This window comes from Sporosarcina gallistercoris (assembly GCF_014836415.1).
Taxonomy (GTDB): domain Bacteria; phylum Bacillota; class Bacilli; order Bacillales_A; family Planococcaceae; genus Sporosarcina; species Sporosarcina gallistercoris.
In genome coordinates, this window is sequence record NZ_JACSQY010000003.1 from 108,646 (window position 1) to 135,207 (window position 26,562).

The window sequence follows — 26,562 nt, forward strand, 5'->3', positions numbered from 1 at the left end:
TGTATCGTTCGTTAGTGTAGTATACGCATGCTCATGATCAGGTGGGATTCTAATCCGTCGCTAGTATATGCATGAGTCTGGTGGATAATTCGCAGAATTGTTGTGATATACTGATAGTCAAATAGGTGAAGGAGGAATTTGAATGGTACAAAAAGTGGAGTATGCGATACAGGACCGTTATCCTGATGACTTCTCATGGTGTTACGGATGCGGCCGGTTGAATAAAGAAGGACACCAATTCAGAACTGGTTGGGAAGGGGACCGAACAGTTACATATTATAATCCGGAACCTGATCACAAAGCGATTCCCGGATTCGTTTATGGAGGGATTATCGCATCGTTGGTAGATTGTCATGGTACAGGATCCGCTTCGTTAGCACTTCATCGGAAGAATGGATTCGAACCTGACGGAGAGGAACTGCCACCGAGATTTGTAACCGCTTCCTTATCCGTGAATTATATAAAACCGACTCCACAAGGGACTACTTTAAAAGCAATCGGAACCGTAGAGGAAATTCATCCTAAGAAATTCAAGGTGGCTGTGGAAGTTTTTGCAGATGGTGACTTATGCGCCACAGGAGAAGTCGTCGCGGTTGTCATGCCCGCTTCGTTCGGAGCAAAGTAAAATGAATCTTTTCTGTGTTTCACTCGTAAAATAACTAAGATCGAGTGAAAGGGTGAAAACCTATGGAAACGAAAGGTTTAAAGATACTCATACATGCCAGCGCATTTTTTGCTCCGTGTTTAGTGCCGGTTGCAATATACATCATGACGTTTTTTGTTGAGTTGGATGAACAAATAAAACGGTTATCGATCCAAGCACTGCTATTCCAATTGGTTATGGGGGCGTTAATCGTTATTTCAACGATCTTGTCGGTTATCCTTATTGGAATACCATTTCTGATCGGCTTCGTCATTATGACAATTGTCATTCCAATCATTGCAATTGTGAAAACACTCCAAGATGAGCCATACAACTATCCAATCGTGGGGCGTTGGTTCTGATTAGAAAAATAGTAGTTGTATTTCTATATTAGAAAAGTTATTATGGATAGAAATACACATGTGAAAACCTTTCCTAGTGTAATGGAACTCTAGGAAAGGCTTTTTTATAGATTTCAGTGAAAGCGTTTGCATGTATACATATACAATGGAATACAGTAGAAGACCAATGAAGAAAGGGAGGGACTGGAATTGAAAATACGTTTTAACCTGGGCACACAAATTTTTGTCGCATTTGTTTTAGCTATTATTCTAGGAAGTGTTTTCGGAAGTAAAATCGATTTCCTGCAGCCTCTCGGGGATTTGTTCCTGAGACTTATTAAGTTTGTCATTGCACCTCTTATTCTTTCAACGCTCGTAGTAGGTGTTGCGAGTATGTCAGATCCGAAACAGCTAGGTCGCATCGGTATCAAAACCATTGTGTATTACTTAGCCACAACAGCCATTGCAATCATTATTGGTTTGTCAGTCGCTTTTTTGATCAATCCAGGCACTGGAGTCAATATTTCTACAGAAGAGAGCAGTATACCGGAAGCTGCTGTCGCAGAACCGCAAAGCGCAATCGATACGTTTTTAAACATTGTACCTACTAATCCATTTGAGGCACTTGCTACGGGGAATATTCTCCAGATCATTTTCTTTGCATTGTTCATCGGGATTGCGATTACTATGATTGGTGAAAAAGCTGCTCCCGTGCTGTCTTTCTTTGAAGGTTTTGCTGAGATCATGTACAAAATCACAGGAATCATAATGCGTGTTGCTCCGTTCGGTATACTGGGGTTAATGGCCCCGGTCGTAGGGGAATATGGCTTATCCGTTCTATTACCTTTACTGAAAGTAGTGTTAGCAGTTTACATTGCGTGTATTGTGCATGCACTTATTGTCTACTCCATTGCTGTAAAGACAATGGGTAAACTAAGCCCGATCACATTCTTTAAAGGGATCTTCCCAGCTGCGCTTGTCGCATTCAGTACAGCCAGCAGTGCAGGGACACTCCCAGTAACTATCAAGAATACAACGGAGAATCTAGGTGTTCCGAAACGCATAGCGAGTTTCGTTTTGCCACTTGGAGCCACTATCAATATGGATGGTACTGCAATCTATCAAGGGGTTGCCGTGGTATTCATCGCACAATTCTTTGACTTGCAACTTACTTTCATGCAACTACTGACTGTCGTGTTAACAACAGTTCTAGCCTCGATTGGAACAGCAGGCGTCCCGGGTGCGGGAATGATCATGCTCGCTATGGTCCTGAACTCTGTGAATATGCCGCTTGAAGGAATCGCTCTGATTGCAGGTATCGACAGGGTGCTCGACATGATGCGGACATCTGTCAATATTGTCGGAGATGCTTCAGCTGCGGTTATTGTAGCGGGATCTGAAAGAGAAATAAAACCGATTGAACCGACTGTCAATTAAAGAAAGATTTAACACAAAAAGCGGCGTCCATTTCATATGGAAGCCGCTTTTTTCAATTGTCTCTACAGATTAGGAAAGTCTGGGCGTTTGCTGCCATATAGTTGTTAGAGAACGCACAGAGGTGGTGAGCGGAGATGGAAAGCGTTAAAAAGATAATCGCATTGGTTGTCGGAAGTGTTTTTTTGGCAATCGGCTTGAACCTATTTCTAATCCCTCAAGGATTGATGGAAGGTGGGGCACTTGGAATCAGCCTCATTGTCCACTACGTGACTGGGACGAAGGTGGGCTTGACGTTTTTGCTGATTAGCATCCCTATCTTTATGCTGACTTGGGTTGTCTATCGACCTTTTTTCTACAACGGTATCCATGGCATGCTAATTTCGGCGCTTGTCATTGACCTGTTCGCTCCACTTAAAGATGTGGCACATATTTTACAATCCGGACCGATTGCTAGTAGTGCAATTGGAGGAATCTTCATTGGGATTGGTACAGGACTCATGTTACGGCGCGGCATTAGTATTGGAGGAACGGACTTACTTGCTCAGCTTACAGCAAGAAGTTTGAAAATCAATTCAGGACTCATTATTCTGCTATTCGACATAATCATTGTAACGGTAGGAAGTCTTTCTGTTCCTAGGGTATCGCTCGTCCTCTCGCTGGTCACGGTTTGTAGTGTCGGATTAACAATTAGTGCTATTGTTTCTTGGAATGTAAAAACGGTTCAGTCAAATGACGTATTCAATAGGCTATGAAATTTCTTTCTCATGAGCAGAATTTTCTGCTCTCCGGAAACTTTGATACACATCTATTGTATTCACGAGGAATAATAGGAACACTAGGGCAATGGAGAACCACTTTATCCCATCGCCGCTTAAAGGAGACGCGACATCCGGGCGACCTTCATACAAAGAGTCAATCATGAACGTAAATAAGTGAATATCTAGAAGCAACGGGAATAGTGTACTCGTCCAAGCCATGTTGAGCAGCAATTTCCCTGCAGCTAACTGTTTGTTCCACATTCCATCCGAACTCTCATAAGCGCCTAGTACAATTTCGACAACCGTTAATAGAAGAAGAATAGGGATATAAAGTGATAACGCAAATTCATCAGCGCTTGTCATGAGATCACGTCCTTTTCATACAAATTGTATCCGTATTAAATAGGATTTAGTCATACAAATACAAATAGAAGACCATTGAAAATTGCATGTTATGTGTCCGGAAATGAGGGTATGAGACTAATATCTATAGAAAATAGGAGTCGTTGTCGTTGGAGAAAAAGTTTTGGAAGAATCCAGTGTTCGTAATATCTGCATCTGTCATTTTCATTTTAGTAGTACTTGGTGCAGTGATGAATGAAAAGTTTGGAACTGTAGCCGACCAGCTATATGAATTCACGACGAGGAGTTTCGGCTGGTTCTACTTGCTCGTGGTGTTTGCATTGGTAGTATTTCTGATTGGACTGGCAATCAGTAAATATGGCGCGATCCGTTTAGGCGGTGATGACGAACGACCAGATTTCCCATTCTTCACTTGGATTGGTATGTTGTTTTCCGCTGGTTTTGGAGTCGGTCTCGTCTTTTACGGTGTGGCAGAACCGATGAGCCATTACATCAATGCGCCTGTTTCAGGGGTTCAGCCTGGCACGGATGATGCTGCACGCCTTGCGATGGGTTATTCGTTTTTCCACTGGGGGATTTCGCAGTGGGCGATTTTCGGGTTAGTCGGTCTGGTCATTGCATTTTTACAGTTTAGAAAAAAGAAAGATGGACTTATTTCAACTGCATTGGAACCTGTAGTAGGGTCCAATAAGTACTTGAAGGGTGGAATTGACTCGTTTGCTGTCATTGCAACAGTCATGGGTATCGCGACTTCACTCGGTCTTGGTGTGCTGCAGATGAGCGGAGGGTTGGAGTATGCATTCGGCATCAGCAATACGTTCTTTCTCCAGTTTTCAATCATTGCCATAGTTTTTGTTGCATACATGACCTCGGCATCGACCGGTTTGGATAAGGGGATCCGCTATTTAGGCAACTTCAATTTAGGTCTCGCAATTGCTATGCTCGTCTTCTTTTTCATCGTCGGTCCGAAAGTCTTCATCTTAGATAGCTTTACACTAGCAATCGGAGATTATATTACGAATTTCATCCAATATAGCTTGCGCTTGCAGCCTTATGGAGAAGGGACATGGGTCCAGAAATGGACGATTTTCTACTGGGCATGGACCATTGCTTGGTCGCCGTTCGTAGGCGCTTTTGTTGCGCGTGTTTCAAAAGGGCGAACGATCCGTGAATTCATCATCGGGGTCATGGTACTTCCTCCGGTATTTGCCTGTATGTGGATCGCGACACTTGGTGGTACTGCTTTATACAGTGATTTGAAAAATGGGACAAACATTGCTGGAGCAGTCGACCAAGACGTGACGTCAGCCCTTTTCGCAACCTTCCAGCATATGCCGTTCACTGGTTTTTTAACGTTCCTGGCCATCCTTTTGATTTTCACTTTCCTTGTTACATCTGCAGATTCTGCAACATATATTTTGGCGAGTATGACAACAAAAGGGAGTCTGTTGCCCCCAATGATTGTGAAGATGACGTGGGGCGTGCTCATGTCAGCGATTGCTGCAGTGCTTCTGTATGCTGGTGGACTCGAAGCACTCCAGTCAGCTTCCTTAGTCTCTGCACTGCCATTCGGATTGTTTTTAATTATCATGCTTTTTGCCATGGTGAAGATGCTGAAGAAAGAACCGATTACAGTACGTCCTCGAGATGTACGCCGGTTTGAACGGATCGAAGCTGAGTACAATAAGAAGAAAGAACGAAGAAAACAAAAACAGAAGAAACAGACCTAAGGAAAGAATGCTCAATCCATAAAAAAACAAGCAACCGAGCCGATTTACGGGACTCGATTGCTTGTTTTATTTTTTTGCCTGAACATAGTACGCTTTCTTCTCAGGAAGGACTAAACAGTTCAGCTGTCCACCGAACACGGCTCCACCATCTATCCCTATAATGGAATTCGCTCCGAAATAGATGCTATGATCGTTCTCATCATCACGGAATCCTCTTGTTGGTGTATGGCCGAAAATCACCGTCTTCGGCCCTTTGTAATTGTTATGGAATTCATCACGAATCCATATGAGTTCATAAGGATCCGTCTCTTCCAACGGTACTCCAGGCTTCACTCCAGCATGAATGAAAATCGTATCTTCTTCTTCAATATAATAAGGCAGGTTTTGGATGAATTCTAAATGACGGTTAAGTTGGTCCGAGTGAAGGTGAGGCTTTTGAAATTCTTCTTCATCTGAAAACAAAAAGGATTCCGGTTCGAATCCGTAGCTTTGCAGCGTAGCTTCACCGCCATTTCGACCTGTCCAATTTCTCCAAGTACGCTCATTGCCATCGATCAGCGATTGAATCATCATATCTTCATGATTTCCTTTAAGAGCAACCGCACCGCCTTCAACCAACTCCATCACTTTATCGAGTGTCGCTTTTGAATCGGTTCCTCGATCTATGTAATCTCCTAGTAAAAATAGTCGATCTTTCTTTGAGTTGTACGATACCTTTTCCAATAAGGCAGTGAGCATCCCCAGCTCACCATGGATGTCACTAATGACAAGTGTCCGTTTCATGACTCTCTTCCTTTCTAATGCAAATCTATATTAACAGTACGCCATATTTTTCGATAAATCAATTTCAGATAATTTGTAACGGTTGTGCAAGATTTCCGTCTGATTCGGTAAAGGGAGGAGGGGGAAGGTTTGAAAAAGATCAATATTTTCCTTTGTGTGTTCGTCTTGGTATGGGCAATACCTCATGAAAAAAAGGCACGTGCATGTTCGTGTATAGAGCTTCCTTCAGTTTCTGAAGCCAGAGAAGAAGCGGATGCTGTGTTCCTTGGCATCATCACCGATATTGAGGATTTGCAGATCCAAAGGGAAGTGACCATCAACGTCCGGGAAGCTTGGAAAGGGGTACGAACAAAAACAATTAAGATTTACACAGGTTTTAATGATGGAGATTGTGGACTGCCAATCACAATTGGGGAAAGCTATCTGTTTTACGCAACAGATGGGAGCGAGCGAAACGATGATGGTTTTCTGACAAGCAATATATGTACGAGAACAACTGCCGAAGCGAACGCAATGGAAGATTTAAAAGAACTTGGTGCCGGGAAGAAGGAATTTACCCAAGAAGAACCAAGCTCTTTCGCGGATGGTCAATCTAGATGGATCATAACTAGTATTTTAGGTTCGATTGTTTTTCTTCTCATCCTATACGGGTTCTTCCTTAAAAAGCGAAACTAGGATTCATTATAGGAAAGGGATAAAGCGTTGCAAAGGGCTTTCAGCTGGGATAAGTTTTTCGATATCCTTCAATGCAATCGGGAAATAAGGGAACCCCCAAACGTAAGGGGTGATTTCATACAATTGGAAGTAAATGACGATTGACGTATCCGCCAAGTAAAAGTCTTGGTCCCTTCTGATTTCAGTAAAGGGCGGATCGAGCAGCTCGACATCCCACTCTTCAATTTTTGTGCGAATTCGATCGGATAATGGTTTTTCAAAGTCTTGAGGACCTAATAGGTCGTAGAGTGAGTATCTTTTTCCTGTTAGTGTATCAAACGTCATGGCTTTTACTACAGTCATGCCATGTGCGCCACCTGTAAATGAATAGGCAATGAGGGTGAGGCTCAATAGGTTGCGCTCGTTTGTTTTGATTTCGAAGTAAACAATGAGTTCTACAAGATTCGGATCGTAGTAATTTTGGTCGATAAGGAGCTGATTCAGTTCATTCCGAATCTGCGTGTTGAGACTATGTTGCACGACAGGAAGATGGGGGAGATGGACTTCTGGAAAAACAATGGAGATGGAAGGTGAAGGGTTCTGTAATTGGCGCGTAGTAATAAGTGTAGGGACATTTTTCATAACATCATCCTTTCTTCAATGCATTATCTTATGCATGACAGATCCATCCGATACCTAAAGGAATGCAGCAAAAAAGACGGGTATAAGCTGAATGAGAGCATACCCGTCTTTTTCGTATAGCATTATCTTTTCTTACTGAGTTCATTGTGAATAAGATCGATGTTGTAGTTCAGGTATTTCACATACGTATCGATGGCTTCGCCGGGATCACCAATTTCATCGGAATAAATGGCTTTCTCCGCCATCGGTACTCCTGTCTCTTTGGAAACGGTTTCCATTGGACGTGTATCGACATTGGATTCTACAAATAATACAGGAACTTCATGTTCTTGGATAAAGTGGACCAAGTCTTTGATTTGTTTCGGTGAACCGTTTTCTTCTGTGTCAATTTCCCATATATAAGCTTCCTTTAGTCCATAGTGGTCGTTCATATATTGGAATGCACGTTCACTAGTAACCAGTGTACGGTTTTCTTCGGGAATATCGTTTATCCGTTCTTCATACTCTTTGTCGAGCTCTTTCAAGCGATTGACATACTCTTCACCGCGTTCTTTGATTTTCTCACTATCCGTCGGGTGTCCTTCAATCAGTACTTCAGTGATTTTTTGAGCCATGAGAATACCTACGCCTGGGTCGATAAATGCGTGAGGATTGATCTCTTCTTCTCGTCCGTCATCACCTGTCAAATATTTCGGCGTCACCTCTTCGGTAAGATTAAAGATATTCTCTTCCTTCTGGCGAACAGTGTCCGTCATCTTTTTGAACCAGCCCTTGTCGCCACCTTCTAAGTTCAGTCCGTTATAGAACAAAATATCTGCGTCTGTTGCTGCTTTGATGTCGTTCGGCAGTGGCTCATATTCGTGGGGATCCGTTCCAGATGGTACCAGGTTATGGACATCGATATAATCACCGCCGATTTGGCGGGCCATATCAGCGATAATGGTAAAGGAAGTAACGACTTTCAGTTTTTCTTTTCCGTCAGGTGCTGTTGCAGCTTCTTCACCTTTACCGCAAGCTGCGAGCAAGAAGATTGCCATCAAAGACAATCCCATCCAAGTTATAAACTTCTTCATAAGCAAAAATCTTCTCCTTTGGTATAAGAATAATACTACATCCGCCCTGATTAAACATGGGAAGCGTACTCGGTGTTCTCGTTATGCAGGAGTGTCTTGTTTTCTTCGGGTTTTGGACATTTGAGTGATCAGCCCTTGTTGTGGAGAAAACAGGAAAGCGATAACGAAAATAGAAGTTGTGGCAAGTGCGATAACCGGTCCCGATGGCATGTTGTATAAGAAACTGAAATACAAGCCGATGACTGCTGACAATGCACCGAAGAAAGATGCAAGAAAGACCATCGTGGATAGTCGGTTTGTCAGCAAATACGCTGCCGAAGCGGGTGTTATCAGCATGGATACGACAAGGATAACGCCAACTGTCTGTAATGAAGCAACCGTGACAAGCGTCAAAAGAAACATGATTGCATAATGGATGAACCGTGTGTTCAAGCCATATGCCGCCGCCATCGTCTCATCGAAACTTGAAATAAGCAGCTCCTTGAAAAATAGGGCAACTGTACCGATTACGACCGCTCCGATAACGAGTGTGATCCACATGTCTGAATCACGGACCGATAATACGTTACCAAATAAAATTTGCGTCAAGTCAGTTGCACTGCGGGCTTTTGTGATTAAGATGATGCCGAGTGCAAAGAATGCTGAGAAGACGATCCCGATTGCAGAGTCGCTCTTGATACGGCTATTCTGGCTGATGGCTCCAATCCCGAATGCTGTCAGAACTCCGGTGAGTACTGCGCCATAAAAGTAATTGATGCTCAGCATGTAGGAAATCGCGACACCTGGCAGGACTGCATGGGAAATCGCATCACCCATCAATGCCATCCCTCGCAATACAATGAAACTGCCGATCACACCACAGATGATTCCGACCATTACGGATGTGATAAATGCTTTTTGCAAAAATGCGTAGTTCATCAAATCGTGGAAGAATTCCATTACACTTGAACCTCCAAATCACCAAACATCGTCATTGGCCGCTCGTATGCGCGGGTCATATTCTTTTCTTGGAATACTTGCTCAACCGGACCAGCGTCAATCAGTTCCTTATTCATCAATATCAGTTCATCGAAATAACTTTTCACTTTGGATAAATCATGATGGACGACTAGGACTGTCTTACCTGCGTCTTTCAGCGTTCTGAGTATATTGATGATGACTTCTTCACTTGATACGTCAATGCCGACAAACGGTTCGTCAAGGAAAAAGTAATCCGCTTTTTGAGCTAGTGCTCTCGCCAAAAAGACTCGTTGCTGCTGACCACCAGATAATTCACCGATTTGGCGATCTGCAAAATCCTGCATGCCTACTTGTTTCAAACATTCCATTGCCCAAGCCTTATCCGCTTTACTTGGCCGGTGAAATAATCCGAGTTTTGGATACGTACCGAGAAGTACCGTATCTTTAACAACAATAGGGAAATTCCAATCGATGTTCGAACGTTGTGGAACGTAAGCAATGAGTTTCCGCATCTTATCAATCGATTGAGAACCGATTTGTGTAGTCCCGCTATCTTTCCGTATCAATCCAAGCATAGCTTTCATAAGAGTGGATTTACCTGCTCCATTAGGGCCTAAAATGCCAATTAAACTGCCTGGTCCGAATGTGAACGATACATGGCTGACAACTTGTTTCCCTAAATAGGAGACCGAAATATTACTCGCAGTAAGTGATTCTGTCATTCTAATTCCTCCTGAATTGATAAAATAAAGTTTCCTCTGTGCAACTTTTTGTGTAGTACTAGTTTGCACATTAAAAGGTCAAGACGGGTTTGCTTATTTTCTTTCACACTATGCTCATTTATTCTGAAAGGTTCTTGATAATAGAATACAGCATGTTGTTTCCTCTGTGCAACTTTAAGTTTCCCGTGTACAACTTTTTTACAGTATAGTCTAAATGTGCTGGTATGTAAAGCGTGAAAACCCAGATTATTATGAGTGGTCGATATTTTTGAAAAGTAACTATGGTCTTGTACTACCCTTGCTATTTGTTTGATAAATTATCCCTTGACTGGACATCTGTTCTAAGTTGCCCTGTTTGCGTTGGAGAGAATGGACAATCTCCGGTAAACTAGAGGGAGAATGAATGGAAGAGGGGCGAACGAATTATGAAAATATTCCATACAGCTGATTGGCATCTCGGAAAAGTGCTGCAAGGAGTATCACTCATTGAAGAACAGCGTTTTGTATTCAATCAGTTCACAAATGCCGTTAAAGAGGAGAAACCTGATGTTGTCATTATTGCAGGAGATCTCTATGATCGTTCCGTACCGCCAGCAGAGGCTGTAAGTTTGTTGGACGAAGTGTTGTGGAAGGTAACGGTTGACTATAATACGCCAGTTCTTGCGATTGCTGGCAATCATGATAGTCCAGCGCGTCTGCAATTCGGCAGTCGTCTCATGCAAGCGAATGGCTTACATATTATTGGAAAACCATCTGAAAGTGGCGGAGGGACAACTGTTCAAATAGAGGATGAGTTTGGTCCAGTTCGATTTCACCTCATTCCATTCGCAGACCCATCCGTTATTCGAAACTTGGCGCAAGAAGATAGGATTGACAGTCATCATCGTGCAATGGAGTCAATTATCCATCAGTACGGAGAGTTAGATCTTTCCATTCGTCATGTCGCAATTGCTCATGCGTTCGTTACACCACTTGGTGAACCTGAAGAAAATACGAGTGATTCAGAGCGCCCGCTATCGATAGGCGGAGCCGAATATGTAGCTGCTGATTTGTTCAAGCACTTCCATTACACAGCGCTTGGTCATTTGCATCAGGCCCATTTTACGGGAACAGAACGGATTCGTTATTCCGGTTCGCCGATGAAGTATTCGATATCCGAAGAGCATCATCATAAAGGATTCTTAGTAATTGATCTTGATAAGCATGGAGAGATTAAAGTTGAAAAAAGGGCACTATTCCAGGAACGGGATATTAGAACGGTTAAAGCAAGTATGGCAGATTTACTGCAAGAAGAACCTAGTGCAGATTATGTTTTCGTCAAACTTCTGGATGAAGCTCCAGTGCTATTCCCCATGGAAAAAGTGCGTTCTGTGTATCCGAATGCAATGCACGTGGAGCGGGTCGTGAATCGTTCCCTTCCTGAACAAGCTACTTCACGGGTAACGGATATTGAGCGTTTGGATGACCGTGCGTTATTCGAATCATTTTATGAAGAAATCACTGGCGCATCACCAGATGAAGAGACGCGAACAATCGTGGATGAAGTATTGCATGAACTGTTAACTCGGAAGGGGGAATCACTATGAGGCCGACCCGATTGACGATGACCGCATTTGGTCCCTACCGCGGCACAGAGACGATTGACTTCACAATTCTGAAAGAGCACGGGTTATTCGCGGTATCAGGTGCTACAGGGGCAGGGAAAACGACGATATTCGATGCGATTTGCTTTGCCTTATATGGACAGGCTAGTGGTGAAGATCGGACCGATATACGTGCGCTGCGGAGTGATTTTGCGCAAAACGATCTACAGACTGCAGTCGAGTTGGAATTCATCATCCAAAATCGCACGTATCGTGTACTTCGCCAAGTTCCTTATACAAAAAAAGGGAATAAGGGTGAAACTAGCGGACGAACAGAATTCTTTCAACAAACGGATCAAGGGGAAATACCTGCTGTAGAGCGACAAATCGTTTCAGAAGTGAACAAAAAGATTGAAGAGCTGATCGGGTTCACTCTTGCACAATTTAGCCAAATAGTGATGTTGCCTCAAGGCGAGTTCCGGAAATTCTTAACGTCCGACACCGAAAACAAAGAAACGATCTTGCGCAAGATTTTTAAAACAGAACATTATCGGGAAATGGCGGACATCTTAAAAAAGAGAAAAGATTTTGCCGTAAGTGAACTGAACACTGCACGTCTTTCAATGGAACAGATCATCCGCCAGCTGCCTGTGAGTCTGCCAGGACGGGAATCGTTCCTATTTGACACACTTCAAGCGGAATCCATTCATCCGACTCGTTTGCTGGAAGGGTTGGAACAAGAACGTATTCATTACAAAACTGCAGCCAAAGCAAGCAATGAAACGTATAGAAAGGCATATGAAGCGCATGAGCAAGCTCAGCAGGCGTTCTTTAAAGGGACTGCTCTCAATACGCAATTTGAAAACTTGGAACGGAAAGTGAATGAACTGCAGCTGTTGAATTCACGTGAAACTGAACTGAATGCCGATCGAGTACGGATTCAAAAAGCAGAACAAGCTGTTCAGCTAGAGCCGTATGAGCGAAGAGTTGTTGAAGCGGATTACGAGTTGAAAGCGCGACAAAAAGAATTACAACAAGCGACATCGAACCTGGCAACTGCCAAGGAAGCTTCTATTAAAGTGGAAGAAGTATTCAATGAAGAAATGAAAAAACAGCCTTTACGGCAACAAAGCAGCGAACGACTCATCACCCTCCAAAATTTTTTACCGAACGTGAAGCAAATCGAGGAAAAAGAACAGCGAATCCACACACTGCAAAAGCGCGTCGACAACGGACAATTGGAACTTGAGAACGTACAGTCGACGATAGAAGCTACAATCGACAATGTTCAGAAATTAAAGCTGAAGCTGGAGTCACTGGAATCAGCATCGGAGGGCTACGAGCAAGTCGTGGATGAACTAACCGATGCACGTCAAAAAAAGGATCTGCTGACGCGCCACAGTGAGCGTACTAAAATGATCCATCAACTGGCAGCTAAGTTGGAGCTCAAAAAAGAGCGAATGGAGACAGCTCGCAGACAAGCAAACGCGATTGAAGCACAATGGATTGCAAACCAAGCTGCACTTCTTGCTGAAACATTGGAAGACGGAACTCCATGTCCAGTTTGCGGAAGTGAACATCATCCGGTAGTGCGGTTGGAAACACACGAGTTCAGTGTCTCTAAAGAACAACTTGAGATCGAGAAAAAAACAGCAACACAAGCATATGAACAATACCGAGAAGATGAGCTGCGTTTAGAGAGTGAACGTGCTGAAGCTTTACGAATCGAACACCAACTAAAGGAAGCGCCGAATCCTGATGCGTTACTATCCGTAAGTGAGCTCGTCCATCAATTGGAGAAACAACTTCATGAATTGAAGACGAGTCGGGATCATCTGCCAGCTGTAAAACAGCAATACCGAGAGGCAGATGAGCAGTTACTTGCGCACCAGCAAACAATTGTTGAAAAAGAAAAAAGTGTGTACATCACACGAGCAGAACTTGAGCAAGTGCAAGCGATTCTTGCTGAGTCCTTAAAGACCGTACCCGCAAACGTCCGCTCACTTCAGGTGCTCCAGAGTGAAATAAGTAAAGAGGAAAAAAATAAAGCCGCACTTGAACATTCATGGGAACGTGCTAGGGAGCAGCGACAACTGGCTATGGAAGCGGTCTCTAATGCGCAAACCGCCTTAGTCTATGTAACAAAAACCGTTGAAGACGCGGCGCTTAAGCAACAAATAGCAACAAGCTCATTTATCGCAGCAATTTCAGAATCGGTTTTCGAAGATGAGACAGAGTATCAAAATAGTAAATTACGTTCTGAACAGCGCACTGCACTCACCCGGAAAATCCATGAATACGATGTTGAAATCCAGACGGCAAAACAAGCGATTGTAGAATTAAGGGAGCAAGTGGCTGGAAAACAGAAAGCGGATTTAGAAGTACTTCGTGAACTTACTGAACAGAACAAGCAGGCCTATGAACAGGCGTTAACTGAGTATCATCATGCTTCCGATCTTGAAAAGAATGCAGCTGAACTGCACGGGAAATTGAAAGAGTTAATTGGAGAACAGAGTGGACTTGAAGAAACGTGCGCCCGATTAACTGAACTGCATGACTTGGTACGGGGAAATAACGATCGCAAACTATCGTTTGAACGATATTTGCAAACTGAATATTTAGAGCGGATTTTACATGCTGCAAATGGAAGGTTGAGCGACTTGTCAAACGGTCAATTCCAGTTGTTAAGAAGTGACCGCCAGGAAAGCAGAGGTCGCCAAAGTGGATTAGGAATCGATGTTTACGATGAATATACAGGGCAGAACCGTGATGTGAAAACTCTTTCAGGTGGGGAGAAATTCAATGCATCGCTTAGTCTGGCGCTAGGGATGGCTGATGTTATTCAAAGCTTCCAAGGTTCCATCTCTGTTGAAACGATGTTCATCGATGAGGGCTTCGGTTCACTGGATGAAGAGTCATTACAAAAAGCGATTGACACACTGGTCAGTTTACAGAAAGCAGGTCGTATGATTGGTGTCATTTCACACGTGGCTGAACTGAAAGAGGCATTTCCGGCTGTTTTGAGAGTGGAAAAGACGAAAGAAGGACACAGTTACACCCGTATCGAACTGCACTGAGCATCCAAAGTGATTCCATAGTTTTTTAAAAACCGCGACTTGCTTTTTTTGGAGTCGCGGTTTATGATGAAAACCTGCAATATATCGCATACGAGGTTCAATCATCTTAGGAGGTATTTCAGAATGGATCGGAAGTTACCGTTTTCATCTTTAGTCGTCATTGGAACGATGTTATTTGCACTTTTCTTTGGTGCAGGCAACCTCATATTCCCAGCCCAGCTAGGTCAAGCGGCAGGCACGAATTTTTGGCCAGCAGTCATCGGGTTCCTGATTACGGGAGTAGGGCTGCCGTTTTTAGGGATTCTAGCAATCGGTTTCTCTGGAAGTGCCAACTTACAGGAACTCGCTAGTCGCATTCATCCCTTATACGCGATTTTGTTCACATCTGCTCTATACTTAACAATAGGACCCTTTTTCGCAGCACCACGAACAGGTGCAGTTGCATTTGATATCGGGATTGTTCCATTTTTGAATGGGGCCGATCCTTTGATTCCACGATTCCTATTTACTGCACTGTTTTTCGGAATTACAATTTGGTTGTCGCTGAATCCGCAAAAGATTGCCGATCGGGTAGGAAAGGTTTTGTCTCCCGCGATTATCATCTTGTTGCTAGCTTTGTTAGTAGTTGCATTGTTTTCGCCAATGGGGTCTTTTCAAGCACCGAGCAGTCCATATCTTTCGGGAGCATTCGGAAAAGGATTTACAGAAGGGTACAATACGATGGATGCCTTGGCATCGCTTGTCTTTGGAATTATCGTCATCACGATTGTCCGCTCAATGGGAGTCCAGTCTAAAAAGGGGATAGTTGCTGCTACTTTCAAGACAGGGATTGTTGCAGCAGGATTTTTAGGAGTCTTGTATGTAGGAATCGCTTATCTAGGAGCAAGCAGTGTAGAATCCCTTGGCATGATGGACTCGGGTGGGGCCGTCTTAACATCTGTTGCTACTCATTACTTTGGACAAGCTGGTCTCGTGTTGTTAGGTGTTGTCATTTTGTTGGCGTGCTTAACGACAAGCATCGGTCTTATGACGGCATGTGGAGAGTATTTCCATACACTCATTCCTGCATTGTCTTACAAAGTGGTTGTTGTTTCATTTACGATATTCTGTTTTATCGTTTCCAATATCGGACTGAATAATATCATTACATATTCCATTCCAGTATTGCTATTCTTATATCCGCTTGCAATTACGCTCATGCTCCTCACATTTGTTTCGCCGCTGTTCGGTCACGCCCGTATTGTGTATGTGGCAGTAACTGTTGTTGCGATGCTAATAAGTGTAGTGGATGGGTTGGCTGCACTTGCAGGTACTCTGCCAGGCGGACAGTTAGAGAAACTGATAGAACCCATTACGGCATTCTATGGAAAAGTGCTTCCGCTGTATGAAAATGGTCTGGGCTGGTTAATCCCTACATTGATTGTCATTGTGGTGTTTGGTGTAATTGCTCGAGTGACAGGTATGGATTCAAGTCGTTCGGTAAGTGTGGAAGAATAATCGTTTCTTTTATAGCGTAACAAAATTGAATCATTAATCTCTAAAAAACCGGTCCCCTGATTATCAGGGAGACCGGTTTTAGTTGTTCAGCGACTGGAATTCGTTAATGGCACGCAGCCAGTTCCCGCGCATGATAGTGGATGCTTGTTCAGCACGGTTGTTTTTCAACATATCGATAATTTCTTCGTGCTCATCAATGGACTTCTCGGTCAAAATGATGGAGTTGTGGAAGAATAGTCGTCTGACATGCACTTGAAGTGACGCAGTAATCGATATGATATAAGAATTCGCTGCTGCGTCAACGATGACCTGATGGAAAGATTCATCAATTTTTAAAGCTGTAAAGTAGTCCTCACTACGTACAGCATCCGCAAATTCCTTATTAAGGGTACTTAGCACCTCAATCGTTTCTTTTGAGATGGAGGGCGCAGCTAACTCTGCCGCGAGCGCTTGCATAGCAGCTAGCGGTGGTAACAAATCATTGATGGAATCCCGTTCGACGTCCGTGACTTGTGTTGCTTTTCCAGGATACATTTTAACGAATCCTTGCACTTCCAGAAGTTGAAGTGATTCACGTATAGGAGTACGGCTGACGCCGAGTGCCTGAGCTAGCTCGCTGTCGATTAACTTCTCACCAGGTTTCAACGTCCCGTCAATAATCCATTGCTGGAGCTGTTTGAATGCGCTTTCTTTTGCAGTTTGACGAGCTGGTTTCATGTGGTTTTGAGGTATTGGCATTACGTTCACCGTCCTGATCTGACTTTCTAATTCTACTATACCTTACTTTTCTGCTAGAGTGAACTACTTGAGAGTAATCTTTCCGACAACTGTAATAATCATCTTTTATTTGTAACGGGAATGGTGGTTAGCTGTAATCTCTTTGTAATATTAGGCTGTTAACCTATACACAGACTTAAAAACAAGGGAGCGGAGCTTTTGAAGAAACTAATCTTTACGTTTATCTTAGCTACGGCACTAATGGTCAGTGGTTCACATGAAAGTTCAGCAGCAGCGTCTACGTACAAAGTGAAAAAAGGCGACTCACTATATAAGATTTCAAGGATGTACAATGTTTCAGTTAATAACCTCATGAAGTGGAACGGTATTAAATCATCTGTGATTTATCCGAACCAAACTTTGAAATTAAGTAGCGGCGGTACAACAACAGCTGCGAAAAAGCCTGCTAAACAACCATCACGTTCTGACAATGATAACGTGTCAAAAGAGTTCATGGCGAACTCATCTGCATACACAGCTTCATGTAAAGGGTGTTCTGGAATTACAAAAACAGGATTGAACTTGAAGAAGAATCCTTCACTAAAAGTGATCGCGGTGGATCCGCTAGTAATTCCATTAGGTTCTAAAGTGCACGTTGAAGGTTATGGATATGCAGTTGCTGGTGACATTGGCGGTGCTATTAAAGGGAATCGTATTGATGTCTTTATGGCATCACACAGTAAAGCGATCCAGTGGGGAAGAAAATCCGTACGTGTGAAAGTTTTAAACTAACTTCATAAAAATCAGACCAACCGATTCGTCGGTTGGTTTTTTTTATTCCCTAAATGGTACACTATCAATCATAAAGGAGTGATAATTTTGGAAATTTATATTGTAACGGGAGCTTCTAAAGGAATTGGCGAAGAATTGTATGAGCAACTCGAAAAATCTGGTGCGACTGTAATTGGAATTGCACGCAGCAATCCGAAAGGGTACGGAAAATTTACAGAAGTCGATTTAACGAGTCGTGAAGCAAGACAAGGACTGATGGAGCGCCTGCTGACACCATACTTAGAAACTGCTGACGCATTCACACTTATCAATAATGCAGGGACTGTGGAGCCGGTAGGAAAAGTAGGTACACTATCTGTGGATGCTCTGCAGCAAGCAATCGAATTGAATTTGACGGCACCGATTGAGTTGGCCAATGAGTTCATAAATGTTTTAAGTAACACGAAGGCAAAAAAGCAAATCATCAACATCTCTTCAGGTGCTGGACGAAATGCTTATGAAGGATGGGGGATTTACTGCACTACGAAAGCGGGGCTCGACCAATTTTCAAAAGTTGTCAGACTTGAACAAGACCGGGTCGATCATCCAGTGGGGATTGTTTCGATTGCACCAGGGATTATTGATACCGGGATGCAAGAGACGATCCGCTCGAGTGACATCTCTGGATTTCCGATGCTGGAGCAATTTATCAATTATAAAGATGAAGGCAAGTTGAGAAGCGCTGAAGCGACAGCACAGTTGCTGATTGAGTGGATGGAAAAAGAGGATTTAGCTTCTGCTGAAGTGCTTGCGCGTCTTAGTTGAGGGAACGGGATAACGTAACTAATTTGATTGGGCATTGCTAAAAGCAGTGCTTTTTTTCATGTAATAAAAGAAGGGGGATTTTAGATTTGGAAATAGTTGTTAGTATGCTATAGTTGAAGAAGATTCCGAATCCATACATAGTTTTAGTAATGACTTAAAGATCATTTTAAGTGTGCGTAATTCATGAATCTGGTTAGCATGTTCATTCCTGAAAGATAGCACTGGAAATTTAAGCCGAATGAAAGGAGTGGTCCTATACCTTTTGTCTAACTCTTTGTTCGGCTTATTAATCGATTTAAGAAGAACAGAAATAATTCCTTTTGGATAGGAAGCAGTGTGAAATGAGGCATGAAATTGAAGGTATTGAAGAGCTTTACGATAACTATTTTAAGTCTACTCTTTACGTCGATCATTTTAGTAGGGCTCTACTTATTTTTATCCGGATTCGCTGGGCTCATTATTTTAGTAGGTGGGGTTGCTGGCTTATTCCTTTTATTCATACTTTCTTTCAAAAATCCCGTTAGCAAACATTCAAAGTTCTTCAAGTGGAAAGGTAAAGTGCACCTTTCATTTTTGTTATCGTACTTGTTAGTAACCGGTATACTTCTGATCTTTATCGGAAGTCTGAACTTCGTATTAGGGGAGGAACTTGGAGAACTATCTGCTCGTGACAAACTAAATCTTTTGGCAGGAAATGCCGCTGTGAATACGAGAGTTTTGGATGAAATTACTGACGATTATTCAGTACGCATCACGAATCACATGACATTCAAATTTCCTGCACACCTTGAACCTAAAGTTGATGAGATCATTGAAAGAATGGATGAGGTCGAGACCTTAGAGAAACAAGTTTTTGGAGAACCATTGCAAAAGACGAAAAAGTTGGAGATCATCATCCTAGCTAATGCAAAAGAATATTCCCGCATAGTGCCATGGGCCCCTTCCTCTCAAGTCGGTTCCTATGTGAGGCATCGCAATAGAATTATGATATATCAACAGGAAGAAGTGCCTTCTTTGCAAGGGATCTTTAGCCATGAATATAGTCATTATCTTTTAGATATTTTTTTAGAGCAAAACAAGGTGGATTTTGAGGAGATCCCTAAGTGGTACCATGAAGGGGTGAGTGAATACGTAAGTTTACAAGTGATCGGTGGAGATCGATATCCACATGCATCCATCCCAGAAATATCACTCAATAACCTTCGGAATCACGTTGAATGGAATAAGGCATCCAGAGAGTCGGATGTCTATTATTTAGCTGAAAAAGCCATTGAATATGCGGTTGGAAATAGTAAGGATAGGAAAGTTCTCTCAACCGTAATTCTGCAAGGAAAAGAAACAGGGTCATTTGAAGAATCTTTTCAAGAACTGACAGGATTCGATTTAACTATCTTATCTAATCGAATCTACACGGCTCAGGAAGATTTAAATCACGCCTATGCAACTTGTCAAAATTCTGATTATGAAACTTCAGTTAGCTTATATCAAGAAACGGTCAAGAAGCATCCGGGCGAATCACTAGCGTGGCATCAGTATGCATTATGTCTGGTAAAACATAAGAAGTGGAATGAGGCAATCAGTGTAAGGAGAACTATGATCGGATTAGAGCCGAATGTAGCCGGTTCGTATATTACGTTGTCTCAACTATTGACACTCGTCGATACGAATGAAGCTGTCAAAACTGCCGAAATGGCCGAGGAATTAGGCGTTAAGGAGAATCGCGAATATGTTGATGATTATTACGAAACGTGGTTAGCAGAAATTACACGGTATCATCGGTTGATGAATGCGAAGAACTATGAAGAGGCGTATCAAGCAATGTCTCAAAGTGAGCAATTATCCACAAGTCCAGAAATTTTAGAGGAACTAAACGATATCAGAAACAGACTTCAGTAAAGTGAATCATCCGATTTCGTCTGCGGGTTCAAGGTAACATCTCATAATGGAATGGGCATTGCTTTAAGTGATTCTTTCTTTATGCGACAAAAAGAGGGGAATCTGGATTTAGAAAAAGTTACTAGTATGCTATGAATGAAGAAAAGAAGGAGTTCTGGAACCTGCATGACTATCAGCTTTTAGAGATTCAGGTGATTACACACCATGTAAGAAGTGAAGGTTCAAATTTCGTTATTTTTAATCCGTTTACAATAGATTAGGTGCAACAGGAACTGTTTTAGTACTAGCAGCTGTCTACTTATATTGTAGATGGATTTAAAGCAGTTGATGGCTTGAGAATGAGGAGGCAATGGAACTTGGAATATCAACAAGTGAATGAGGCGGTAGAGCGGAAGAGAGTTCATAAGATTGTCTTACGATTTTTGTTGATAGTAGGTATGTTAATAGTTGCATTGGTTGGCTATGGTGTTTATTGGTTCTTCTTCAATATGGACCGTTTACCTAAAGGAGAGTTACTTACTGAAGAGACATCGCCCAATGGGAAGTATACACTGAAAGCCTATGTGACAGATGGGGGAGCCACTGGGTCATATGCAGTGCGGGGGGAGTTAGTATTCCATGAAAAAAATGACAAAACAAAAAATATCTACTGGAACTATCGTGAAGAGGCAGCGGAAATCACTTGGAAAGATGATCATACGGTAGTTATCAATGGGCATGAATTGGATGTTCGTAAAGATATTTATGATTTTAGACATCAGTGAAGATATTGGGGTTTATCTGTGTTATCTACTGTAGGAAAATCGGACAAACCTTGGTCGCAAAATTATTATTGTAGGTTATGAATTAATTAGAGAGGCTTACCCGAAAATATGAGGGAATTGCGGATATACGAAACTAACTTTGAAATCGATAGGATTTAAACTTTGACTTGTTCTCATCAAAGTTGAATGTCGTATTCAGATTATTAAATTGTGGGTGAAAGATAAAAGGTGATCGATATTACTATATTTCTGTTTGTTATTTCTTATGTATTATTAGATGTTATAGGTTCTGTCTTTTATGTCGGTGCGCTACTGTTGTCTTTTATCGTATTGAAGAAGCTTTTTCATATGGATGAAAATAAGTGGAATGCATTTTTTAAATATGGGAAAGGTACGGGTTTTTATTTTATGATTCTTTTCCCTTACTTAGTCATGCTCGTTGTCCTGTTTTTAATAAGTAAAAGTTGGTTCGATTTCATCGATTTTGAACACAGCGTTCTAGGCTCTTTGTCTGTTGTTCTATTCCTTTCGTTATTTGTTGTATTTGCATTTCCCAAGCTGAAACGTTTGGTGGATGATAAGGTAAAAGAAAGTAATCGAGCTGCATCTTAAGACAATTCGTCAAAAACGTGGCACACTACAGTCCCGATAGTAGCTGCGAAAGGCAAAGAACTAACTTTGATATTTAAAACTAGTGGACTAGCGATGATTGGACTACGAATGGTCTAGTCGTCTGTAAGTATTGAAAAGGGGCCTTCTTTCCGATGCGAGTGAAAGCCCCTTTTACGTATGCTTTTAGTTTAAATTCTTGAAACAAAAAGTGTAGACACGTCCTCATACTTTTGAGGTTCAATCAATCTACACGTCTACACGTTTTCTCAACAATAAGCAAAAACGGCGGATGATTTTGTTGGTTGGCTATTTCATAACGTACAGCTTGATAGATTTTAGCATCCAGCTGTTGAACGAATCTCAAAACAGCCTCCCGTTCTTCTGCACCGCCTGGATGACCATCGTACACTGCAATCGTGATCATCCCGCCAGGTTTGAGTAAACCGAGAGCTGTCTCAAGTGCTTGTATCGTACTGTCCGGTTGTGTAACGACGGAATGGTCCTTTTGGTTAGGAAGAAATCCCAAATTAAACATAGCGGCTGTAATTTCTTCAGATACATACTGGTTCATATGTGCGTGACTGTCCAGAATTAACTCAGCTCGGCTATGGAGATCGCCAAGGCGTTCTCTTGTGGCATCGAGTGCTTGTTGTTGAATATCGAAAGCGTATACTTTGCCGGTTGGACCGACAGCTCTAGCTAGAAAAACGGTATCATTGCCATTGCCCATTGTGGCATCCACCACAATGTCTCCTTCTGAAATTACTTCTGTCAGCAGCTGTTTGGAGTGTGGCAAAATTCGCCGCAACCGAAAGCCGCCGCCCTTCAAGGCTGAGCGACCGCCTTCTGATAATGCTTGCCCTGCCAACTGTCACGGCGTTCCAGTTCGCGAGTAATATCATTCAGAACATCCCATTTCGTGACACTCCACATTGGCCCTATGAGCAAGTCTATGGGACCGTCTCCAGTTATCCGGTGTACGATCATTTCAGGAGGCAGCATTTCAAGCTGATCCACGACCAAGTTGACATATGTCTCCTGATCCAGGAATTCAAGCATCCCTTTTTCATACTGCTTGACCATCGGTGTCCCTTTTAATAGATGAAGCAAGTGGATTTTAATACCCTGGACATCCAGTTTCGCCACTTCACTTGCAGTTTCTTTCATCATGTCCAAATCTTCACCAGGAAGTCCGTTAATGATATGTGTACACACATTGATATTATGGTTGCGCAACTTCTGGACGCCTTCTTTATACAGTTCGAAATCATGAGCCCGATTGACAAGTTTAGCTGTTTTTTCATGGACTGTCTGTAATCCAAGTTCGACCCATAAGTATGTGCGTTCATTCAGCTCAGCTAAATACTCCACTACATCGTCAGGCAGACAATCGGGTCGTGTTGCGATGGATAAGGCAACTACACCTTCTTGTGCAAGTGCAGCTTCGAATTTCTCTTTTAATTTTTCAAGCGGAGCATGCGTATTCGTGTAGGCTTGGAAATACGCCATATACTTTCCGCTCTTCCATTTCTTGTGCATGCGGTCGCGGATTTCCGCAAATTGCACATCAATCGGATCGACGCGGTCACCCGCGAAGTCACCGGAGCCTGCAGCACTGCAAAACGTGCACCCACCGAATGCGACTGTGCCATCACGGTTCGGACAATCGAAACCTGCATCAAGTGCGACTTTGAATACTTTAAAACCGAATCGGTCTTTTAAATGACGAGACCATGTATGATAGCGTGTCCCGTCAGACGGAAACGGATAGTTGTTTTCTTCCATTGAAACCACTCCTTAAAGTGATAGTGTACCATCTTTTTACGTACAATCGTCATCTGAATAATTGAACATCAATTTTCGTCTTGTCAATTAGCAAAGATAGGCATAAAATCATACTGAGCTTGTAAGATAGGAGGCGAATATTCTTTGCCTAGGAAAGTATGGCTTTTAATTATTGGGATGTTTGTGAATGTAATCGGTAACTCATTTTTGTGGCCGTTAAATACAATCTATATGCACGATTATTTAGGGAAGTCATTGTCCGTTGCAGGTTTAGTATTGATGGCGAATGCGGGAGCAGGGGTTGTCGGTAATTTACTTGGCGGTTTTTTCTTTGACAAAATTGGCGGGTATAAGTCGATCATGGCGGGGATTCTCATTTCAATTGCCGCATTAATCGGATTGGTAATTGACCATTCATGGGGACCATATGTCGTCTTGTTAACCGTTTTAGGATTCAGTGGCGGGATTATTTTCCCGAGTTTTTATGCGATGGTCGGAACTGTTTGGCCGGAAGGTGGAAGGCGTTCTTTTAATTCGATTTACTTGGCCCAAAACGTCGGGGTTGCAATCGGACCTGCTTTAGCTGGATTAGTCGCTTCGTTTAACATTGATTTCATCTTCACCGCGAATCTGGCGTTTTATATACTATTTTTCTTTATCGCATTTTTCTTTTATAAACAGATGACTATTGCTCCAGAGGTTCATACGTCGATTTTAAAAGAAAATACAGGTATCAAGAAAAAGGCTCCTTTCATCGCATTATTGATCGTGATGATCGGATATTTGCTGACGTGGCTCGTCTATTCACAATGGGCGACTACGATTTCAACTCATGCAACATCTGTCGGGATCACTTTGACGCAGTATAGCCTCATTTGGACAATCAATGGATTGCTGATCGTTATTGGACAACCATTGATCAAACCACTCATGACACGTTTAGAGGATAAAGTAAAAATGCAGATATTGTTTGGACTCGGAATTATGCTCATTTCCTTCATGGTTGTCAGCTTTGCCAATACATTTAATGTATTCATCGTTGCGATGATCATCTTGACATTCGGGGAAATGATCGCCTGGCCGGCATTCCCGACTCTAGCAGATCAGCTAGCTCCGCGTGGAAAAGAAGGATTCTATCAAGGAATCGTCAATTCCTCAGCGACAATCGGTAAAATGATCGGACCGATTGCAGGTGGTATTCTAGCAGACATTTATGGTGTCCAAATTGCTTTGTGGATTTTGACGGGCCTTATGAGTTTAGCTGTTATTCCAACACTACTATATGATACTCCATTAAAACGCAGTGGATATGAACCGAAAAGCCGATAATGCTTTTCGGTTTTTTATTTTGGTTTAATTGCAAAATACGAAATGGTCTGATTAAATGAAGATAGGTTATTTTAGAAAAATTGCATGCGTATAGGAGGTTCGTCAGATGAAAACAATCTATTCATCCGCAAGAGAAGCAGTAGAACCGATTCAAGATGGCATGACCCTCATGGTCGGCGGATTCGGACTTGTCGGAATTCCGGAACAGCTTATTTTAGCGCTCGTTGAAAAGGGCGTCAAAGACTTAACAATCATTTCAAACAACTGTGGCATCGATGACTGGGGCCTCGGTCTACTATTGAAAGAAAAGCAGATTAAGAAAATGATTGCCTCTTATGTAGGTGAAAACAAAGAGTTTGAGCGACAAGCGTTGTCCGGTGAGCTGGAGGTGGAATTGACACCTCAAGGAACACTGGCTGAAAAAATCCGTGCTGGCGGCGCAGGGATTCCCGCGTTTTTCACACCAGCTGGAGTCGGAACTGAAATTGCCGAGGGCAAAGAAATCCGAGTATTCAACGGTAAGGAATATGTCCTGGAAGAAGCGTTGACGGCAGACTTTTCACTTGTGCGTGCACTGAAAGCGGATACATTCGGGAATTTGGTCTATAACAAAACAGCGATGAACTTTAACCCGATGATGGCGGCTGCAGGGAATGTGACGATTGCGGAAGCTGAAGAGATTGTGGAAGTGGGACAGCTAAATCCAGGTTTCATCCACACGCCGAGCATCTACGTACAAGGGCTCTTACAAGCAAAGCAGGAAAAACGGATTGAACGATTGACTACACGTTGAAGTAAGGGGAGGAATCATTATGACAACAGCGAATTCTAGGGAACTGATCGCAAGACGAGCTGAAAAGGAAATAGCCAATGGGGACTATGTGAATCTAGGGATCGGCATGCCGACACTTGTTGCGAATTACATATCTCCGGACAAGACGGTTGTGCTGCAGTCGGAGAATGGGCTGCTGGGCATCGGCCCGTTTCCAACCGAAGAGGAAGTGGACCCCGACCTCATCAATGCGGGGAAAGAGACTGTCACTGCGATTACAGGAGCTGCTTACTTTGATAGTGCGGAATCATTTGCGATGATCCGAGGCGGACATATCGATGTGGCAATTCTCGGAGGGATGGAAGTATCCGAAAAAGGGGACCTTGCGAACTGGATGATCCCAGGAAAAGTGATTAAAGGGATGGGCGGTGCAATGGATCTTGTCCATGGTGCTAAAAAAATCATTGTGATCATGGACCATGTATCCAAAAAAGGTGAACCGAAAATCAAGAAACAATGTGATCTGCCGCTGACAGGAAAACAAGTGGTGAATAAAATAATTACAGAGCGTGGTTTGATTGAAGTGACGCCTGACGGACTTGTATTAAAAGAAGTATTTGAAGGCTATACTGTTCAGGACATTGTAGAGTCTACTGGAGCGGACTTAACGATTGACGTGAAACAGTAAGGATCGTCAGGAAAAGCTTGTCATTACCCTTTCATTCCAGTAAAATGAATTTCAATAGAGTTTGACGTTGACGGAAAATAGTAGGCGAGAAAATCCTTTTCAGAGAGCTGACGATGGCTGCGAGTCAGTAAGGAATCTTG

At 42.7% G+C, this 26,562-nt stretch carries 26 protein-coding genes and 1 other annotated feature (1 of these 27 only partly in view); of the genes, 17 read left to right on the top strand and 9 right to left on the bottom strand.

Going from position 1 to position 26,562, the window contains the following annotated elements:
• Positions 1-142 precede the first annotated feature (142 nt).
• The 4 genes from H9659_RS05915 to H9659_RS05930 all read left to right on the top strand — a co-directional run bounded on the left by H9659_RS05915 (position 143) and on the right by H9659_RS05930 (position 3,173).
• Positions 143-625: a PaaI family thioesterase gene (locus tag H9659_RS05915; RefSeq protein WP_191689013.1), complete on the top strand. Its 483-nt coding sequence runs from the start codon at positions 143-145 to the stop codon at positions 623-625.
• Positions 626-687: 62 nt separating this feature from the next.
• A complete protein-coding gene (locus tag H9659_RS05920) occupies positions 688-1,005 on the top strand; it encodes a DUF4870 domain-containing protein (RefSeq protein WP_191689014.1) in 318 nt (105 codons plus the stop codon).
• A gap of 195 nt (positions 1,006-1,200) precedes the next feature.
• A complete protein-coding gene (locus H9659_RS05925) occupies positions 1,201-2,421 on the top strand; it encodes a dicarboxylate/amino acid:cation symporter (protein ID WP_191689202.1) in 1,221 nt (406 codons plus the stop codon).
• Between the two features lie 134 nt (positions 2,422-2,555).
• Positions 2,556-3,173 carry a YitT family protein gene (locus H9659_RS05930; RefSeq protein WP_191689015.1) on the top strand — a complete coding sequence of 206 codons (618 nt, stop codon included), beginning with the start codon at positions 2,556-2,558 and terminating at the stop codon, positions 3,171-3,173.
• Here the strand turns inward: H9659_RS05930 and H9659_RS05935 are convergent.
• Positions 3,168-3,542 (bottom strand): hypothetical protein, encoded by a 375-nt coding sequence (locus tag H9659_RS05935; protein WP_191689016.1) that lies wholly within the window; start codon positions 3,540-3,542, stop codon positions 3,168-3,170. The genes H9659_RS05930 and H9659_RS05935 overlap by 6 nt on opposite strands.
• A gap of 149 nt (positions 3,543-3,691) precedes the next feature.
• Here H9659_RS05935 and H9659_RS05940 point away from each other — a divergent pair, with 149 nt between their 5' ends.
• Positions 3,692-5,272 (top strand): BCCT family transporter, encoded by a 1,581-nt coding sequence (locus H9659_RS05940; RefSeq protein WP_191689017.1) that lies wholly within the window; start codon positions 3,692-3,694, stop codon positions 5,270-5,272.
• Positions 5,273-5,338: 66 nt separating this feature from the next.
• Here the strand turns inward: H9659_RS05940 and H9659_RS05945 are convergent, their stop codons facing one another.
• Complete coding sequence (locus tag H9659_RS05945; protein WP_191689018.1) at positions 5,339-6,055, bottom strand: metallophosphoesterase family protein; 717 nt, start codon at positions 6,053-6,055, stop codon at positions 5,339-5,341.
• Between the two features lie 129 nt (positions 6,056-6,184).
• On the opposite strand from H9659_RS05945, the gene H9659_RS05950 reads away from it, so the two are divergent.
• The gene (locus H9659_RS05950) at positions 6,185-6,730 is read left to right on the top strand and encodes a hypothetical protein (protein ID WP_191689019.1); all 546 of its coding nucleotides are present in this window, start codon (positions 6,185-6,187) and stop codon (positions 6,728-6,730) included.
• A gap of 6 nt (positions 6,731-6,736) precedes the next feature.
• Here the strand turns inward: H9659_RS05950 and H9659_RS05955 are convergent, their stop codons facing one another.
• The 4 genes from H9659_RS05955 to H9659_RS05970 all read right to left on the bottom strand — a co-directional run bounded on the left by H9659_RS05955 (position 6,737) and on the right by H9659_RS05970 (position 10,106).
• Positions 6,737-7,351 (bottom strand): DUF3298 and DUF4163 domain-containing protein, encoded by a 615-nt coding sequence (locus H9659_RS05955; protein ID WP_191689020.1) that lies wholly within the window; start codon positions 7,349-7,351, stop codon positions 6,737-6,739.
• 122 nt (positions 7,352-7,473) lie between these two features.
• Complete coding sequence (locus H9659_RS05960; RefSeq protein ID WP_191689021.1) at positions 7,474-8,424, bottom strand: metal ABC transporter solute-binding protein, Zn/Mn family; 951 nt, start codon at positions 8,422-8,424, stop codon at positions 7,474-7,476.
• An 81-nt stretch (positions 8,425-8,505) separates the two neighbouring features.
• A complete protein-coding gene (locus tag H9659_RS05965) occupies positions 8,506-9,363 on the bottom strand; it encodes a metal ABC transporter permease (protein WP_191689022.1) in 858 nt (285 codons plus the stop codon).
• The gene (locus tag H9659_RS05970; protein WP_191689023.1) at positions 9,363-10,106 is read right to left on the bottom strand and encodes a metal ABC transporter ATP-binding protein; all 744 of its coding nucleotides are present in this window, start codon (positions 10,104-10,106) and stop codon (positions 9,363-9,365) included. Before H9659_RS05970 ends, H9659_RS05965 begins: the two co-directional genes overlap by 1 nt.
• Before the next feature lie 425 nt (positions 10,107-10,531).
• Here H9659_RS05970 and H9659_RS05975 point away from each other — a divergent pair, with 425 nt between their 5' ends.
• From H9659_RS05975 to brnQ, 3 genes are all read left to right on the top strand, one after another.
• Positions 10,532-11,692 carry an exonuclease SbcCD subunit D gene (locus H9659_RS05975; RefSeq protein ID WP_191689024.1) on the top strand — a complete coding sequence of 387 codons (1,161 nt, stop codon included), beginning with the start codon at positions 10,532-10,534 and terminating at the stop codon, positions 11,690-11,692.
• The gene (locus H9659_RS05980; protein WP_191689025.1) at positions 11,689-14,766 is read left to right on the top strand and encodes an AAA family ATPase; all 3,078 of its coding nucleotides are present in this window, start codon (positions 11,689-11,691) and stop codon (positions 14,764-14,766) included. The genes H9659_RS05975 and H9659_RS05980 overlap by 4 nt, the downstream gene beginning before the upstream one ends.
• A 123-nt stretch (positions 14,767-14,889) precedes the next feature.
• Positions 14,890-16,263, top strand: a complete 1,374-nt coding sequence (brnQ, locus tag H9659_RS05985; RefSeq protein ID WP_191689026.1) for a branched-chain amino acid transport system II carrier protein — start codon at positions 14,890-14,892, stop codon at positions 16,261-16,263.
• A gap of 78 nt (positions 16,264-16,341) precedes the next feature.
• Here brnQ and H9659_RS05990 read toward each other — a convergent pair whose 3' ends face one another.
• A complete protein-coding gene (locus tag H9659_RS05990; protein ID WP_191689027.1) occupies positions 16,342-17,001 on the bottom strand; it encodes a GntR family transcriptional regulator in 660 nt (219 codons plus the stop codon).
• 198 nt (positions 17,002-17,199) lie between these two features.
• Between H9659_RS05990 and H9659_RS05995 the strand changes: the two genes are divergently transcribed.
• The 5 genes from H9659_RS05995 to H9659_RS06015 all read left to right on the top strand — a co-directional run bounded on the left by H9659_RS05995 (position 17,200) and on the right by H9659_RS06015 (position 21,848).
• Positions 17,200-17,772 carry a 3D domain-containing protein gene (locus H9659_RS05995; protein ID WP_318240694.1) on the top strand — a complete coding sequence of 191 codons (573 nt, stop codon included), beginning with the start codon at positions 17,200-17,202 and terminating at the stop codon, positions 17,770-17,772.
• A 78-nt stretch (positions 17,773-17,850) separates the two neighbouring features.
• On the top strand, positions 17,851-18,576 hold the full coding sequence (locus tag H9659_RS06000) for an SDR family NAD(P)-dependent oxidoreductase (RefSeq protein ID WP_318240695.1): 726 nt from the start codon (positions 17,851-17,853) through the stop codon (positions 18,574-18,576).
• A gap of 354 nt (positions 18,577-18,930) precedes the next feature.
• Entirely contained in the window at positions 18,931-20,472 is a 1,542-nt protein-coding gene (locus H9659_RS06005; RefSeq protein WP_191689029.1) for an AI-2E family transporter, read from the top strand.
• Between the two features lie 356 nt (positions 20,473-20,828).
• Positions 20,829-21,236, top strand: coding sequence for a DUF5412 domain-containing protein (locus tag H9659_RS06010; RefSeq protein WP_225217688.1), 408 nt, complete (start codon positions 20,829-20,831; stop codon positions 21,234-21,236).
• Between the two features lie 348 nt (positions 21,237-21,584).
• On the top strand, positions 21,585-21,848 hold the full coding sequence (locus H9659_RS06015) for a hypothetical protein (protein ID WP_191689031.1): 264 nt from the start codon (positions 21,585-21,587) through the stop codon (positions 21,846-21,848).
• 241 nt (positions 21,849-22,089) lie between these two features.
• On the opposite strand, the gene H9659_RS06020 is transcribed toward H9659_RS06015, so the two are convergent.
• Both H9659_RS06020 and H9659_RS06025 read right to left on the bottom strand, forming a co-directional pair.
• Positions 22,090-22,656 (bottom strand): tRNA (mnm(5)s(2)U34)-methyltransferase, encoded by a 567-nt coding sequence (locus tag H9659_RS06020; RefSeq protein WP_225217689.1) that lies wholly within the window; start codon positions 22,654-22,656, stop codon positions 22,090-22,092.
• 17 nt (positions 22,657-22,673) lie between these two features.
• Positions 22,674-23,633, bottom strand: a complete 960-nt coding sequence (locus H9659_RS06025) for a TIGR01212 family radical SAM protein (protein ID WP_191689032.1) — start codon at positions 23,631-23,633, stop codon at positions 22,674-22,676.
• A 144-nt stretch (positions 23,634-23,777) separates the two neighbouring features.
• On the opposite strand from H9659_RS06025, the gene H9659_RS06030 reads away from it, so the two are divergent.
• The 3 genes from H9659_RS06030 to H9659_RS06040 all read left to right on the top strand — a co-directional run bounded on the left by H9659_RS06030 (position 23,778) and on the right by H9659_RS06040 (position 26,422).
• A complete protein-coding gene (locus H9659_RS06030) occupies positions 23,778-24,962 on the top strand; it encodes an MDR family MFS transporter (protein WP_191689033.1) in 1,185 nt (394 codons plus the stop codon).
• Positions 24,963-25,068: 106 nt separating this feature from the next.
• A complete protein-coding gene (locus tag H9659_RS06035) occupies positions 25,069-25,755 on the top strand; it encodes a CoA transferase subunit A (protein ID WP_191689034.1) in 687 nt (228 codons plus the stop codon).
• A gap of 19 nt (positions 25,756-25,774) precedes the next feature.
• Positions 25,775-26,422 carry a 3-oxoacid CoA-transferase subunit B gene (locus H9659_RS06040; protein WP_191689035.1) on the top strand — a complete coding sequence of 216 codons (648 nt, stop codon included), beginning with the start codon at positions 25,775-25,777 and terminating at the stop codon, positions 26,420-26,422.
• A 58-nt stretch (positions 26,423-26,480) separates the two neighbouring features.
• Positions 26,481-26,562: a binding site (T-box leader), on the top strand; it runs 135 nt beyond the window's last position.

What these genes read in the sequence shown, in the direction of transcription:
- H9659_RS05915 (WP_191689013.1), top strand. Translation starts at nt 143, where the DNA reads ATGGTACAAAAAGTGGAGTATGCGATACAGGACCGTTATCCTGATGAC.
- H9659_RS05920 (WP_191689014.1), top strand. Translation starts at nt 688, where the DNA reads ATGGAAACGAAAGGTTTAAAGATACTCATACATGCCAGCGCATTTTTT.
- H9659_RS05930 (WP_191689015.1), top strand. Translation starts at nt 2,556, where the DNA reads ATGGAAAGCGTTAAAAAGATAATCGCATTGGTTGTCGGAAGTGTTTTT.
- H9659_RS05935 (WP_191689016.1), bottom strand. Translation starts at nt 3,542, where the DNA reads ATGACAAGCGCTGATGAATTTGCGTTATCACTTTATATCCCTATTCTT.
- H9659_RS05945 (WP_191689018.1), bottom strand. Translation starts at nt 6,055, where the DNA reads ATGAAACGGACACTTGTCATTAGTGACATCCATGGTGAGCTGGGGATG.
- H9659_RS05955 (WP_191689020.1), bottom strand. Translation starts at nt 7,351, where the DNA reads ATGAAAAATGTCCCTACACTTATTACTACGCGCCAATTACAGAACCCT.
- H9659_RS05960 (WP_191689021.1), bottom strand. Translation starts at nt 8,424, where the DNA reads ATGAAGAAGTTTATAACTTGGATGGGATTGTCTTTGATGGCAATCTTC.
- H9659_RS05965 (WP_191689022.1), bottom strand. Translation starts at nt 9,363, where the DNA reads ATGGAATTCTTCCACGATTTGATGAACTACGCATTTTTGCAAAAAGCA.
- H9659_RS05970 (WP_191689023.1), bottom strand. Translation starts at nt 10,106, where the DNA reads ATGACAGAATCACTTACTGCGAGTAATATTTCGGTCTCCTATTTAGGG.
- H9659_RS05975 (WP_191689024.1), top strand. Translation starts at nt 10,532, where the DNA reads ATGAAAATATTCCATACAGCTGATTGGCATCTCGGAAAAGTGCTGCAA.
- H9659_RS05980 (WP_191689025.1), top strand. Translation starts at nt 11,689, where the DNA reads ATGAGGCCGACCCGATTGACGATGACCGCATTTGGTCCCTACCGCGGC.
- brnQ (WP_191689026.1), top strand. Translation starts at nt 14,890, where the DNA reads ATGGATCGGAAGTTACCGTTTTCATCTTTAGTCGTCATTGGAACGATG.
- H9659_RS05990 (WP_191689027.1), bottom strand. Translation starts at nt 17,001, where the DNA reads ATGCCAATACCTCAAAACCACATGAAACCAGCTCGTCAAACTGCAAAA.
- H9659_RS06015 (WP_191689031.1), top strand. Translation starts at nt 21,585, where the DNA reads ATGGATGAAAATAAGTGGAATGCATTTTTTAAATATGGGAAAGGTACG.
- H9659_RS06025 (WP_191689032.1), bottom strand. Translation starts at nt 23,633, where the DNA reads ATGGAAGAAAACAACTATCCGTTTCCGTCTGACGGGACACGCTATCAT.
- H9659_RS06035 (WP_191689034.1), top strand. Translation starts at nt 25,069, where the DNA reads ATGAAAACAATCTATTCATCCGCAAGAGAAGCAGTAGAACCGATTCAA.
- H9659_RS06040 (WP_191689035.1), top strand. Translation starts at nt 25,775, where the DNA reads ATGACAACAGCGAATTCTAGGGAACTGATCGCAAGACGAGCTGAAAAG.